Source organism: Ralstonia mannitolilytica (assembly GCF_905397375.1).
In the GTDB taxonomy this organism is placed as follows: domain Bacteria; phylum Pseudomonadota; class Gammaproteobacteria; order Burkholderiales; family Burkholderiaceae; genus Ralstonia; species Ralstonia mannitolilytica.
In genome coordinates this window covers 32323-45985 of the sequence record NZ_CAJPVG010000002.1, presented here as the reverse complement: position 1 = coordinate 45985, position 13663 = coordinate 32323, and the positions used below count along the sequence as shown (strand labels likewise).

Below are 13663 nucleotides of genomic sequence, written 5' to 3'. Positions count from 1 at the left end.
GGGCCAGGGATGGGCGGTCAGTTACCGCTGGGCGTGGGAGGAACCGCCTGCAGCGATAGGTGTGTCGCGGAGGCGGACACGTCGAGGTCGTCCTCGCTGCGCAGGATGCGCGCAAACACGCCCTCCTGCGGATCGAAGAACTCGCCGAAGTCGTCGCCACCGAACTCGGCGCGCGCCAGCTCCCACCAGTCATCGAAGGCATCGACATCCGGGTTGCAGCCAGCGGCATAGGCGATGGTCTTCTGGCGACCATCGGGTCGGCGCTCGCCGCACTCGGCCAGGAAGTACACGCCCTGATCCTTGACCAGGATGACGCGGCATTGATTCGCCACCGCTTCGGCGAGCACGGGCCGCAGCTCCGTGCCTTTGAATCGAACAGTCATGGGTGTGATCTCCAGGGGGCAGGAAAAGAGGCTTCCCGCCGCGAGGGCGGGAAGCTGCTGTGAGATCAGTGCCGGATAGCCTTACGACACGACAGGCACTGCACGCGGATGCGCCGCCAACTCCCGTCGTCGATCAGCCGTTCCAGCGTCTCGCCGAGGGTGTCGAAGAACACCTCATCGACCCGTTCGACCAGCTCGCCGTCGCGGTGCAGCTCCACCGCGTAGAGGTCGAGGCCACGCTCATACAGCACGGTGACGCGACCCTGGAACTTCGTCGTGGCGACGGTGAAGCCGATGGCCGGCGGCGTGCGGATGATGTCGGCGGGCAGCGGATCGACCCAGGTGATGTCCCGCGCGCCGGCATCCACCAGCATGTGGGTGACGCGCCGGAAACCGTCGGGAGCGGGCAACTGCTCCAGTTGGTCGACCAGTTCCTGCAGCTCGGGGCAGCGCGGCTCGGGGATCGGCAGCTTCGCCGGTGCGGACCCGAGCACGAACCGCTTCACCGTGTAGGGCTGGCCGTCGGCGGTGAACTCGGTCTGCTCCTCGGGCGTGTCCGCCCGCTGACCGTCGAAGCGGCGTCTGACATAGGGTTCGACCTGCACCTTGGCGCCCTCGTCGGGCACTTCGGTCACGAGCGTGCGATCGAGCACCGCGAACTCGGCTCGTCCCGTCTTGACGACGATGGCCTCGTCGGTGGTGGCGATGACCTTGCCCTCGAAAGGCTTCGGGTCGATGTGAAAGCCCAGCGTCGAAACCTTGGGCTGGCCGTCGAAGATGTTGAATTTGAACGAACGGACGTTGGAAGGCACATGACCGACAACGAGCGTCGGCATCTGTGCGCGGATGGCTTGGGTATCCATGGGGAGACTCCTTGTGGCAACCAAGGGACTCCCGCCCGCAAGGGAGGTCTGTCCCTTGAGGGTGAGGTGGATGGACGCGGGTGCGCCCGGAGAACGAAGCAACCAGCACGGCGAACCGCGCCGCAGTCTTGAAGGTCTCGACTGCCTGGGCATGCTGCCGGCAACGCCAGCGAACATGCGGCCAGCGTGCGGCACATGGCGGCGACCATCCGTTGGGAATCGGCAATGCGCCGGCACCGCGTTCCGCGAAAAAGAAGAGCCCCGACGTGGGGGCTCGAATGGGTTGCGGGTTACTCGTCGTCGTAGAGCGTCAGCCCGTCCAGCACTGGCGCGTCGGCATCGAACACCAACATGCGAACGTCGGCGAGCGCAGCCAGGTGCAACACTTCCACGAGGGACTCCGGCACGCCCTTGGCCCGATGCTCCTGCCGCAGCTCTTCGGCGGTGATGCCCTCGACATGCTGCAGGTTCGCATCCGTCCAGGGCGTGGCGATCAGCTTCACGCCGACCGCCGGGCTGTAGGGAATGCGGAAGGCCACGAACAGAAAACCGCTCGGCGTGGCGATGTCCGCCAGTTCGGCGAGGAAGCGACCGGCCTCCTCGGTGATGTGCGCCGAACTGATTTCCCAGGCACGGCTGTAGAACCCGGTCTCGAAGCGCAGGCGGCGTACCACCTCGCGCGCGGCTTCCTCGGAGTAGGTATCGCCGACGTGCAGCGGCTGGCCGGCTTCTTCGGCCATGACTGCGTAGACGAGGTTTCGGGCGATACCGTGGCTGGGGCACTGCGCGTCCAGCTCGGGCGGCACGTTCTGGCCCTCGGTGATCAGCGCGAAGTCGTCGCAGAAGACGCAGGCATGGCGCTCGACCTGGTTGTCCGGCAGATGCGACTGCGAGACGTGCAGCGGCAGATAGCTCAGCGGGCAGTCGTCGTCGTAGGAAATCGCCAGCAGCCGCTGCACGGACAGGCCATCGTAGCCGCGGACGAAGGGGTTTTTGGAATGAGACATGGGATTCCTCCAGCAGAGGATGGCCGAGGCAATCCCCTGCCGGGGATTGAACCCCAGCGAGTGGATGAAGTGGCAACCGGTCAGCCGGCCGCGGCGTCGGGCCGCCCTGGCGCCGGGCGGTGCAGGTCAGTGGAAGATGGTGATTCGGGACATGGCCGCTCCTGCGAAAGGAAGGAGGGACATGGCCCCGAACGGGGACGCATGTCCCTCGTGGGGTGGGATGAAAGAACGGTGGGTTGCCAGGCGCGGCTCACCAGCCGTTGTAGTGCAGCGTGAGGTCGGCGATGACCTGGCGCCGTTCCAGATCGAGGCCGCCGAAGTCGGACAGCCCCTCGAAGCCGCAACGCTTGAGCATCGCGCCGCCCTCGCGGGAGTTGTAGAAGCTCACCATCGCGGACAGGAACATGCGTTGACCGCTGCTCAGCACACCCAGGGCGTCGTTGAGCATCAGCATGTTGGGCCGCAGGTCCCACTTGGTGGTGGCACGCTGCAGACCTTCGCGTGTGCCGTCGCCGAACCACTCGTGGCCGGCGATCTGCGCGCCGCGCTTCCAGGCCTCGAAGAAGGCCTGCGGTGCAGCGTCGAAGTGCGCCTGTTCCAGCGCCATCTGATCGAGCACGTCTTCGGGTAAAGACAGATTCATGAGAGAACTCCTTGAAGGGTGGGAATCAGGGGTGAGCGCGCTGTGTCCAGGCATGGGTATCCAGGGCGCGCTGTGCTGCGAGGTGGTTCGGGAAATACTCGACGGACTCCCGCGATACCGGGCCTTCGTCGTCTTGCGTGCCGATGTAGTGGCCGGCCGCGCTGCGCAGCACCTGTAGCGGCAAACGCTTGCCGGTCCAGGCCAGCGCCAGCGCACCGCTGCGCACTGCGGTTGCAGAGGAAGATGCGGAAGGTTCAGACATGCCGTGCTCCTTGGTGGGTCGGGGAGCACGCATCCCGCAGGGGATGGGTTCCCCTCGGGTGGTTGAGAAAAGTGCATCGTCGCCAGGCCGGCGAGCGTCCGCGGTGGGCGATGCGAAGCGGACTGGATCGGTCAACGCGGCGAACCGCGTTGCAGTCTTGAAGACCGAGACTGCCAGGGCATGCCGCTGACGACTGTCAGCAACGCATGGCGTGAGGATGGGCGCGAAGCATGGCTGTCGTCGCAGGGAAAACCGAATCGCGGACGGCCCGCTTTAGGGCAGGCCCGCGTCACGGGACAAGGCAAGGACCAGGGCGCCGAAGGCCACGCGGGCCTTCGGCTGGAGAGGAAGGAGAACCACCTGTGGGCTGCGTCAGCGCGGGCCGTCGTCAAAGCCGTTCGCTGCGTCAGCAATCGCACCCGGCCCGTTTCGTGGCTGGGGCCGGAAACCTCTGGCGTGCATCCACACACAAAGGGAGCCCGTTGTTCCGCCGGCGGGCACCGGCACGGAATACCCTCGGCCCAAGGGGCCTCCTCACGGCTCGCGCGGCGGCAAGGCGTCAGGAAGCCCCTCATGACCGAGGCAAGGCACACCGATCAAGGGAATGGCGGCGGGCGCGATTCGTGGAGCAATGACCTTCTCGCCCTGTCGCCCGATGGCGGGCAGACGGGGCGCGCACACCGTTGCAGAAGGAGACGCGCGCTTTGGAGTCCCGCGCGGTGCGGGACGTTTGCCTCGCCGCCAGTGAAGTGGCCGGCGCGGCAGGGGGAAGCGAGGATCAGGACGCCTTGGAGGCAGCGCGCCGCTTGCGCGGTGCGCTGCGCCGGCCCGTCGGGGACTCGATCGGCAACGTGCCCTTGCAGTCCGGGTAGCGCGAGCAGGACCAGAACGCGCCGCTCTTGCCCGTGCGCTGCTGCATCGGTGCGCCGCACTGCGGGCAGGCCGGCGCCGGCGGCAGCTTGAGCGAGAGCGTTGCGCCGCGATACTGCTGCACGAGCTGGCCGAGCCACACGGACTGCTTCTCGATGAAGGTGTCCAGCGCCATCTGGCCGGCCTCGATCATGTCGAGCGCCTGCTCCCACACTGCCGTGGTGCCGGGGTCGGCGATGGCCGAGGGCACCGCGTCGATAAGCGTGAATGCCGCGTCGGAAGCGCGGACGGCACGGCCTTTCTTGACCAGGTAGCCGCGACCGATCAGACCGTTGATGATGTTGGCGCGTGTCGCCTCGGTGCCGATGCCGGTGGTATCTCGCAGCTTCTGTTTCAGGCGCGGGTCGGTCACGAACTTGGCGACGGTCTTCATGGCCTTGATCAGCTCGCCCTGCGTGTAGGGTTTGGGCGGCAGCGTCTTCAGCGCCTTGAGATCCACCTTTCCGACCGGGCAGGACAGGCCCGCATGCAGGGCGGGCAGCACCTGGCTGCGCTGCGCATCCTCGCCATCGGCATCGTCCGGCCCTGGCGTCGCCAGCACCTCACGCCAGCCGATGACGGCGATCTGCTTGCCCACGCCCGCCAGCGACTGACTGCCGCACGAGAACTGCGCCACCGTCCGGTCGAACTCATGGTGCGGGAGGAACTGCGCGAAGTAATGGGCGCGGATCAGCCGGTAGACGGCCAGCTCCTTCTCGTTCATGGCCGACAGGTTGGCGGGCTCCAGCGTCGGGATGATGCCGTGGTGAGCCGACACCTTGCCGTCGTTCCACGCACGCGAACGCTGTTGGCGATCCAGGCGCTCGATCAGCGGCCACAGGCTGGGGTCGGTCTTGACCAGGCTGTCGAGTACGGTCGGCACCTCGGCCAGCATGCTCTCGGGCAGGTAGCCCGAATCGGAGCGCGGGTACGTTGTCGCCTTGTGCGTCTCGTACAGCGCCTGGGCAATGTCCAGCGTCTCCTGCACGTCGAGGCCCAACTGCTTGGAGCACACCTCCTGCAGCGTGCCCAGGTCGAACGGCAGCGGCGGTGCCTCGCGCACGCGCTCGGTGTCCACCGACACGACCTGCGCATCGCGTGCCGCGCGAATGCGATCCGCAGCCTGCTGCGCCACCGGCTGCTGAAGGCAGCGACCCGCTGCATCCGTGCTGCCTTCGGGCGGTATCCAGCTCGCGGTGAAGGATTGGCCGGCATGGGATAGCAGCACATCCACGGCCCAATACGGCATGGAGACGAATCGCGCGATCTCGCGATCACGATCCACGACCAACTTCAGCGTCGGCGTCTGCACGCGCCCCACCGACAGCACGCCCGTATAGCCGGCCTGACGCCCCAGCAGTGTGAACAAGCGGCTCAAGTTCATCCCGATCAGCCAGTCGGCGCGCGATCGGGCGAGTGCGGAGAAATACAGCGGCAGCGTCTCGGCGGACGGCTTGAGCGCACGCAGCGCTTTGCGGATCGACGCATCGTTGAGCGCCGACAGCCACAGGCGCTGAATCGGCCCGCGGTAGCCGCACAGGTCGATGATCTCGCGGGCGATCATCTCGCCCTCGCGGTCGGCGTCGGTCGCTATCACCAGCTCGCCCGCCTTGGCGACGAGCTGCTGCACGACCTTGAATTGCGCTGCGGTCGCCGCCTTGGGCTCGACACGCCAACGCTCGGGAAGAATGGGCAGTTGCTCGATGGCCCAGCGCTTGTATTGCTCGCCGTAGCCTTCGGGCGGAACCGCCTCCACCAGATGACCGATGCACCAGGTCACGACGACACCCGCGCCGCTGTAGCAGCCGTTGCCGCGTTGAACGGCACCCAGCACACGGGCGATGTCCTTGCCCTGGGACGGCTTCTCGCACAGGAACACGCGCATGAAGCCTCCTTGGAAATGTGCGGTTCATCGGATGGGCGTCAGCTTGGCGGGGCCAGGAGATGCCGGCAGCAAGGAAGCCGATTGATGCAGACACCGCTTTGTGATCGGCAGGCGGCCCGTTGCCGCAGCGGTGTGCATAGACCGCAGGAGCTGGCACAGCAAGAGCGTCGTTTCGGGAGGGCGGCTGGAACTCCGTGGACGACCTTGGAGCTATCCCCTGGGGATAGCTCGCTGGTGCATCGCGGGCGTATGACGGTTGCTACAGCCGCCCTCGGGGGAACGGCGATGGGCGAATTACTGTCCGCCGGCCGGCTTGGTGCTGAGCGCCACCGACTCGATGCGGTACGGCAGGATGCCCACGCGCCGCGCCTCGACCTTGAACGTCACGCGCTCGTTCTCGTCGGCGTCCTCCCATTCGTCGCGCACGGTGCGGCCCTCGACCAGCACCCGCATACCTTTCTGGTACAGCGTCTTCCAGTGCTCGGCGTCGCGGTGCCACAGCTCCACGGGCGCCCAGAAGCCGCCGCGATCTTCGTACTCGCCGTCCTTCTTCGGGATCGGGTTGTCGAAGTAGACGTTCAGGCGAAGCAGCCGGCGCGGCTCGTCGTTGCCGTTCGGAAACTCGCGGTAGTCCGGCGCAGAACCGATGTTGCCCTCGCCGACGAAGTGCGTGCTCATGGTGACTCCTTGGTGGTGGGTGGAACGGCCGCGGTATGCCCGTGGACACGCCGCAGGTAAGCCGCTTCGGCCTGGGCGGCCTTGCTGGCGCATTCCAGGGCTTGGCGAGCGATGCTGTGGGTCAGGCTGATCTGCATGTTCAGCACGATGCGCTGCAGTTCGATCGCGTACAGCTCGTCGATCAGCGAGGCCGGCGTCGCGGGGTTGGCCAGCAGGGCCTCCCACAACGCCACGCCCATGGAGGAACGGTCGAGGTTGCGCCAGCGCAGGAAGGTCGTCCCTGCGCCAGTGGCCTGCTGGGCCAGTTGCACGTCGAGCAGGCTGAAGGGGTAGGCGCGTGCCTGGGGCAGCACACGCCGCTGCGCCAGGCCAATCACGTCGTCGCGCAGCGCTGCGCACTGGCTGGCCCAGGTCTCCAGACTCCCCTTACCCTTAAAAGGCTGTAAAAGGCCTTTTAGGTAGCCTGCGTGTTCCAGCCGCTGGAAGTCCGCCTGTTCCAGCGTCACGAAGCGCGTGGAGTGACTGATGGGGGGCGATGCCGTCATGCGTCAGCACCCTCATTACCCGTCGCTGGATTGGCTGCGCCATCCGTGTGAGCCGGCGCATCGGGCTCAATGGCGGGCGCAGCAGGCGGCGTGCCGGGCTTGGTCGTCCGCCGCGCGATCGGTGGCGCGAAGCGCGAGCGGCGCGTGCCTTCCAGCACGTCTTGCGGCAGCTCGCCGAACTTCTCCAGCGCCGCTCGCGCCGCGGCGTTCTTCGCCGCGAAGTCGTCGCGCGTCGTGCCCGAGTAGCGGTACTGCTGGGCGAGCGAGAACAGGCTGCGCAGCGCGTGCGCGCCATCATTGAGCCAGCGCTCCAAGGTGCTGCGGTCGATCAGCGCCGTGTGGTGCGCCAGGATGAGTTTGCGCGCCAGGTCGTCGTAGTCGGCCAGCAGGTACACCGCCATGAAGCCGAGCTGTGCATTCACGAACAGCGGCAGCTTCACCGGCTGCACATTCATGTTCTCGCCCAGCGACAGCGCCGGTGGCACGTCGGCCAGGGCCTGGTCGACCTGTTCGCGCAGGGTCTGCAGGCGGGTCTTGGTGTCGGCGAGCTTGTCCTCGATCCGCAACATCCACCAATCCGAGTACGGGTCGTCCTGCTCGGCGCCGCGCTTCATCTTGTTCATGGCGCCGATGAAGCCGTTGAGACCGATGATGCCGGGGCGCCCCTCGGTCGGCGCGCGGCCGTGCCAGATGCGCGAAGCGTGGTGCGTGTGCAGCGTCAGCGACATCGCGCTGCGCAGCGATCCGAGATTCAGTTGCAGGGGTTCTGTGCGTTCGTTGGCCATTGGAGCGACTCGCGGTGAAGGGGCGAGTCGCCAGCATCGGCATCGGCCGGAAGGCTGTCAGTCAACAAACCGCAGCCCATGCGCGCCCGGTTTGTTCCGCACGGAAGGCTGTGTGTGCCGGCTATCCCCTGGGGATAGCTCGGCGGAGTTGTTCGCGGCTCGCGCGGAGGTGAGACCGCGTTGCGGGGCTATGCCTCGCGAGGTCTGTACCAGGCGGCCCGTTGCCCCTCCACCTCACGGTAGCGAAGCTCGAACAGGCGGCACTCGTGCACCACCTGCCGCCAACTGCTGCAGCCGTACTTGGCTGGAAGCTGCTCGGGATGCTGGTCCGCGATCCAGCGGCCAGCGGCGGCAATGGGTGTCCAGCCCTCGACGGCCAACTGCGCGGCGGCCTCGCGCAGCGCGCGAACGATGCCGGCGGCCGGCCAGTCCACCGTGCCGTCCGGCGCGATGCCATTGACCACCAGGTCGTGGAACACATCCGACTGGACGAACTCCGCTGCCAGGCGCCGCGCCTGATCCATGTGCTCGGCCCAGCCGCGCAGCTGCTCAAAGTGTTGATCGATGCGCGTGTAGGCGGAACCGAGTTCGTCCTGTGCAGCGCGACACCCGTCCACGGTCCATAGATCGTGCTGGTCGATGAAGTGGTGCACCAGGGTGTTGCGCAGCGATACCAGGTCTTTGAGGTCGGCCTGGGTTTTGGCGTAGTCCTGCGCAGACAGGCTCAGTTGCACGCGCGTGCGAAAGGAAATCACGTCGCCGGGAAGATCGTTGTCGCGTTCCTTGCCACCATTTCCATCGGTGACCACATACGAACCAAACAGTTGTCCGACCAACGTGCCCAGGGTCTTGGTCGCGGCATCTTCGATCCGCGCTGTGCGAATGGCCTCCAGCGAATGCGCCGGGCCTGAAATCTCGTGGTGCGCCACGATGGCTTTCATGAGGCGCTCGTATTGTTGAAGGCGCAACAGGCATCTGCCCAGCAAGCGCTGAACGTCTCGCTGCAGTGGTTGCAGTACGTTTGTGACGGGGGAAGTCGTCATGTCCATCATCGGCCGGGCTCGTGCGTGGCTGTCCTCGTCTGATTCACAGGCGACAGTTTCGCCTGTCGTTCGGCGGACGACAATTGAGCGCGGCGGAAAGGTGTCTGTTCCAGCTATCCCCTGGGGATAGTCAACATCAGCGATCACGCAAGGCTTCTCGGAGCTGTGCCAGGTAGGCACGTGCCACCTCGGGGTCAGCCGCACGGGATGCCGGTGGTGACGACGGCGGGGACGCTGGCGCCGCCGATGCACTTTCTCCGGCCCAGGCCTTGAACTCCCCGCGGATCGCCTTCTGGATGATGCCAAACAGGTAGCCGGCCGGGTTGCGTACCGCGCTGTTGTGGCAGCGTGCCGCCCACTCGTCGAGAACGGCCTGCCTCTGCGCCTCGTCCACCTGCTGCAGCGCCACCAGCGCGCCGGCCTGCTGCTCGTCCTTCAAGCGCAGGAAACGCTCGGGCAGCCGCAGGTTCTGCAAGGCCCTCGCGCGCGGTACTGTACGTACTTCATTTATACGATCATTACGTACTGTACGGTCCTCCTTCGGAATCCGAAGAGAGCCGTCCGGCGCGGGTTTCGGCCCTGCTTCGGATTCCGAAGACGGGCGCGCGCCATTCCGAAGCAGGGCTTCCTGGCCTTCTTCGGATTCGTGGTCCGCACCCTCCTGTGGATAACCTGGCGTCGTCCAGCCATGCCGTGCCATGCGCTGCGCGAGCACCTGCAGGCGGGTCGGCAGCGTGCGCCCGCTGAGCAGCGGGTCTTCGGCGATCTCCCGCAGCGTGTTCATGCCCACGACCTGCACCGCCTTCGCCGCGTGCGTGAGCGCTTGGCTCACCAGGCCCAGATAGTCGGGGTCGAGCTGCATCGCCTCGAAGGGCGACAGCGGTTCGTCGTGCAGCACGTAGAGGTTCCCCTGGATGCGGCCGGTCTTGGGATCGCGCCGCCGCCGCACCAGGCTGAGCCAGCGCGTCAGCCGCAGCAGCGTCAAGGCGCGCGCCACGGTCTCGTGCGAGGCTTGCGCCGCACAGGGCATGGACGCCAGATATGGGCGGAGCTGGTCGTAGGTGGGAAAGGCGGTCACGCCGTCGTCGTTGAGCTGCAGGCGGAACACCTGCCAGGCGTTGCGTTCCAGCGGGGTCAGGCGCCGGTCGAGGAACAGTCGGCGCGGCACGCTCTCATGGCGGTTGCCGCTGTAGAGAAAGCCGTCCTGGCTCGGCGCCGTGCCCTGCGCCGGTTCCTTCGGCTCAAGGTGCCGCAGCGCCTCGTCGAACAACGCCGACAGCGCAACCGGGCCTTCGCGCCGTGGTGCGCCACCCGTGGTCATGGCCTACACCAGCCCCTGGTCGATCCAGTTGCGTATCGCCGCCCACACCACCGACATCGGCAGGCTCAGCGCCTCGGCCAGATCCATGGTCAGCGCCAGCATCGCCATGTCGTCGGTCAGGGCGATATGGCGCTCGGAGACGCCGGCCTTCCAGCGCTCCCACAAGGCCACGTCCTGCGCCTCGTCGAGCACCGGATGCCGGCCCTTGCGCTTGGGCAGCCCGAGGATGTCGCGGCGCAGCGCCACTTCCTGATGCGTGAGGCCGTAGAACTTGCTGACCATCTCCGTGCTCGCCCCCAGGCGCAGCATGCGGTCCACCGTGGCGATCTCCCGCTCCACGTCGTGCACCTGGCTCAGCAGCCGCTTCAACACTTCCCGGTTCACCGACACCGAACACCACGACACCGTGGCATTCACCAGCATGCTCACGAGTTCGGGGTGCTTCAGCGCATCCAGCTCCTCCTCGCCGAAGCCCATGGCCTTGCAGCGGCGCAACTGGCCGTTGCGCAGGTCATGCAGGGCCTGGGCGATCACGGCCTGGTTGAGTGGGTGCGGTGCCGACATGCGGGAGCCTCCTGCGCTCAGGAATCCTGGCTCGCTACGCCGGCTTCCAGATCCAGCAGCCGGCGCGCCAGGCGCAGCAGACGGAACAGCTTCACCAGCGCAGCATCGCTCAGGCGTGTGGCCGAGCCGCCGTGGCCATGCAGCAGCGCCGCCAGCTCGTCGGCCAGCCGCGCGCGGTCCAATCCGTTCGCGGAGGGCGGAGCCGCACTCAGCACATGCAGCAGGGTCAGCACCGCCCGCGCGAACGCCGGCAGCGCCTTCGCCTGGCCCACGGCCGGTGCCACGCAGACGAAGCCGATGCCGCCGACGCTGGCCTCGATGTGGTCGGCGACCGCCGCTTCCTCGCCGATCTCGCGCGCGAACTGCGCGATGTGCACGCGCAGGCGATCCGGCGCGTCCAGCCCCGGCTCGATATACCAGACGTCCGAGATGGGATAGAGCCCGCCAGCCTGCACGGGGATCGCACGCAGCGCGTCGGCCTCGAAGTCGGGCAGCTTGTCGCCGAGCTGGTCCGCGACCATCCGTTGGATGGACAGCAGGCGCTCGGTGGTCGGTGCCGGTGTCACGATGTGCCCTTGCAGACGCTCGTCGCGTTGCCCGTACTGTTCCTCCGGCGCTCCGGTCGGTGCAGGCGGTGTTGCTGCTGGCGCCGGAGGCGCGACCGGCGTGGCGTCGCGCGGCACAGACGAGGCGGGTGGCTGCTGAGGCGTGGAGACCGGCGGGGGAGGAGCAGCAGGCACGACAGGCGCTGCCGGTGGCGTCGGCACCGCTGGTTCGCTGGTCAGCGCACGCTGGCGGCTTTCGCTGTCGTTGATCTCCAGCGCCAGCGTGTCGTAGTCCACCTCCAGCAGCTCGGCCATCTGGCCCACCAGCTCGTCCTGCACCCGCTGCGGCGAGAAATCGTCCGGCTGTGTGTCGAACTGCGTCAGCACGTCCTGAAACAAGGTGGCGAAGTCCATGGCCACGGTGCGGCCCAGCGCACGCCGCTCCCAGGTGCGCTCGCACGCCTTGCGCAGCACCGCGAGCCGGTCCACCTGATGCCGGCCCAATCCGCCGTACAACAGCGTCGGGATCGCCGGCAGCAGATAGCGCACCGCATCGTTCATGCGGCTGATGTGTGACTGCGGCACCGGATAACCGTCGGCAGTCAGCCGCCGCGCGAGTTCGCTCTGCGACAGCGCCTGGCCGCTTTCCTGCTCGTAGAACTCGCGCGCCTTCTCGATGCCCAACGCCCGCTCGATGAAGGTCAGGCCGCCGCGCAGCTCGTTCTCGGCCAGATGCCCGGTCAGCGCCACGATCTCGCCGCGCGCCGGCCACGGGCGGAACAGGCACGCAATCCGGAAGAAGCGTTCCTCCTTGGTCTCGCTCCACAACTCGCGCAGGATCGCCAGCCGCGTGTTGCCGCCGTTGCGAATGATGTAGTGCGCCTCGCCCGGCCTGCGCGTGATCGCGGGGGGCGCGTCCAGCCCACGTTCGCGGATGGACGCCTTGATCTCCGCATAGGCCGGGTTGCGCGTCACGCGCGGGTCGTGGTCGTAGGGCCGCAACTGGTCCAGCGTCACCACCATCGGCGTGTCGGCGATGGGGTCGCTCAAGGTCGCGGCCGAAGGGCCGCTGCGCTCGAAGCCGGTGGCCAGCAGCTTGGCAGCCATGTCCTGCGGCGTCAGCTCAGCCACGGCTGTTCTCCTGCGCCTGCCGGTCGGCGCGGCGAAGTTGCGCGCGGGCATTGCGGTCAGCACGGTGGTCGCTCGCCGTCGAGCTGGTGTAGATCGACGCGCAGCCTTGCTTCGTGAATTTCAGGTGCCCGCCGGACGTGCGCACCACGCGCCAGCCTTCGCCCAGCGCGAACTCGATCAGCGCGCGCAGCCGTTCGCGGCCGCGCGCCAGTTCATGCGCGCTCGCCATGGCCGGCCCCTCCCGCATCGGCCCGGCCGGTGACCAGCGCGAAGCACTCCCGCCACGCGGGGAACAGCTCGCCGGCCAGCGTGCGCATGGTGTCCAGCGCCGCGGGCGCCGTGCGCCCAGCTGGCCGCCGGTACTCCACCCGATGCACCGGCAATCCTCGTGTCGCAGCGCGCGGATAGGCTTCGATGGCCGGCACGTCGGTGTCCAGCACCTGCACGCCGGCCTGTTCCTGGAACACCTGTCGCAGCGCCTGCTGGACCAGCCGCGCGTTCGACGACACCGGATGCACACGGTTGATGAGCAGGCGCAGCGGCGGCGGCTCGATGCCCAGGTGGCGATACGGCGCGATGTCCTCGATCAGTTGCAGTGTGCCGCGGCGCAGTTCGCGCGCGGCCAGAATCTCCGGCGTCACCGGTGACAGCGCCAGGTCGGACGCCAGCACAGCCATCTCCAGCAGCACGCTGCGCGCGCCCTGGGTGTCGATCAACAGCAGGTCATAGTGCGTGCGGAAGACGGGCAGCAAATGGCGCAGTCGCAGGCGCCCATCCGGAGCGTGCAGCAGCAGCGTGTTCAGTTCGCCGCGGTCGTCGTTGGAGAGCACCAGGTCCAGGCCCGCGATCGCGGTGCGCGACACCAGTTGCTCGATGCGCCGTTCGTTGAAGGCCAGCATCTCGTAGATGCCGCCGGGCGCGCGCACGTCCAGCGTGAAGTAGCTCGACAGCGTGGGCTGCACGTCCAGATCCAGCAGCAGCACGCGCAGCCCGGCATCGGCGATGAAGCCGCCCAGGTTGGCCGCCGTCGTGGTCTTGCCCACGCCGCCCTTGGTCGAAATGATGGACACCACCTGCATGAGCTTCTCCTCGTCGAATG

The 13663-nt window shown here is 67.4% G+C and carries 15 protein-coding genes; all 15 read right to left on the bottom strand.

Annotated elements, in window-relative coordinates:
* Window positions 1-17: 17 nt before the first annotated feature.
* The 15 genes from KHN96_RS05785 to KHN96_RS05715 all read right to left on the bottom strand — a co-directional run bounded on the left by KHN96_RS05785 (window position 18) and on the right by KHN96_RS05715 (window position 13643).
* The gene (locus KHN96_RS05785) at window positions 18-383 is read right to left on the bottom strand and encodes a DUF3085 domain-containing protein (RefSeq protein WP_010792167.1); all 366 of its coding nucleotides are present in this window, start codon (window positions 381-383) and stop codon (window positions 18-20) included.
* 65 nt (window positions 384-448) lie between these two features.
* Window positions 449-1246: a hypothetical protein gene (locus KHN96_RS05780; RefSeq protein ID WP_003141039.1), complete on the bottom strand. Its 798-nt coding sequence runs from the start codon at window positions 1244-1246 to the stop codon at window positions 449-451.
* Between the two features lie 290 nt (window positions 1247-1536).
* The gene (locus tag KHN96_RS05775) at window positions 1537-2253 is read right to left on the bottom strand and encodes a DUF5983 family protein (RefSeq protein ID WP_003141041.1); all 717 of its coding nucleotides are present in this window, start codon (window positions 2251-2253) and stop codon (window positions 1537-1539) included.
* A gap of 250 nt (window positions 2254-2503) precedes the next feature.
* Window positions 2504-2896 carry a hypothetical protein gene (locus KHN96_RS05770; protein WP_003141051.1) on the bottom strand — a complete coding sequence of 131 codons (393 nt, stop codon included), beginning with the start codon at window positions 2894-2896 and terminating at the stop codon, window positions 2504-2506.
* A 25-nt stretch (window positions 2897-2921) separates the two neighbouring features.
* The gene (locus KHN96_RS05765) at window positions 2922-3158 is read right to left on the bottom strand and encodes a hypothetical protein (RefSeq protein ID WP_013982118.1); all 237 of its coding nucleotides are present in this window, start codon (window positions 3156-3158) and stop codon (window positions 2922-2924) included.
* Between the two features lie 778 nt (window positions 3159-3936).
* On the bottom strand, window positions 3937-5952 hold the full coding sequence (locus KHN96_RS05760) for a DNA topoisomerase III (protein WP_003141052.1): 2016 nt from the start codon (window positions 5950-5952) through the stop codon (window positions 3937-3939).
* Window positions 5953-6246: 294 nt separating this feature from the next.
* A complete protein-coding gene (locus KHN96_RS05755; RefSeq protein WP_003141056.1) occupies window positions 6247-6630 on the bottom strand; it encodes a single-stranded DNA-binding protein in 384 nt (127 codons plus the stop codon).
* The gene (locus KHN96_RS05750; RefSeq protein WP_009521552.1) at window positions 6627-7175 is read right to left on the bottom strand and encodes a DUF3158 family protein; all 549 of its coding nucleotides are present in this window, start codon (window positions 7173-7175) and stop codon (window positions 6627-6629) included. The genes KHN96_RS05755 and KHN96_RS05750 overlap by 4 nt, the downstream gene beginning before the upstream one ends.
* A complete protein-coding gene (locus KHN96_RS05745) occupies window positions 7172-7960 on the bottom strand; it encodes a PFL_4669 family integrating conjugative element protein (protein ID WP_033980479.1) in 789 nt (262 codons plus the stop codon). Before KHN96_RS05745 ends, KHN96_RS05750 begins: the two co-directional genes overlap by 4 nt.
* A 188-nt stretch (window positions 7961-8148) precedes the next feature.
* Window positions 8149-8901, bottom strand: coding sequence for an OST-HTH/LOTUS domain-containing protein (locus tag KHN96_RS05740; protein ID WP_033980480.1), 753 nt, complete (start codon window positions 8899-8901; stop codon window positions 8149-8151).
* A 238-nt stretch (window positions 8902-9139) separates the two neighbouring features.
* The gene (locus tag KHN96_RS05735) at window positions 9140-10324 is read right to left on the bottom strand and encodes an STY4528 family pathogenicity island replication protein (RefSeq protein ID WP_003141061.1); all 1185 of its coding nucleotides are present in this window, start codon (window positions 10322-10324) and stop codon (window positions 9140-9142) included.
* A gap of 3 nt (window positions 10325-10327) precedes the next feature.
* Window positions 10328-10888 carry a DUF2857 domain-containing protein gene (locus KHN96_RS05730; protein WP_003141063.1) on the bottom strand — a complete coding sequence of 187 codons (561 nt, stop codon included), beginning with the start codon at window positions 10886-10888 and terminating at the stop codon, window positions 10328-10330.
* A gap of 17 nt (window positions 10889-10905) precedes the next feature.
* Entirely contained in the window at window positions 10906-12564 is a 1659-nt protein-coding gene (locus KHN96_RS05725; protein ID WP_003141065.1) for a ParB family protein, read from the bottom strand.
* Window positions 12557-12793: a hypothetical protein gene (locus KHN96_RS05720; RefSeq protein ID WP_033980481.1), complete on the bottom strand. Its 237-nt coding sequence runs from the start codon at window positions 12791-12793 to the stop codon at window positions 12557-12559. The genes KHN96_RS05725 and KHN96_RS05720 overlap by 8 nt, the downstream gene beginning before the upstream one ends.
* Complete coding sequence (locus KHN96_RS05715; RefSeq protein WP_033980500.1) at window positions 12777-13643, bottom strand: ParA family protein; 867 nt, start codon at window positions 13641-13643, stop codon at window positions 12777-12779. Before KHN96_RS05715 ends, KHN96_RS05720 begins: the two co-directional genes overlap by 17 nt.
* Window positions 13644-13663 lie beyond the last annotated feature (20 nt).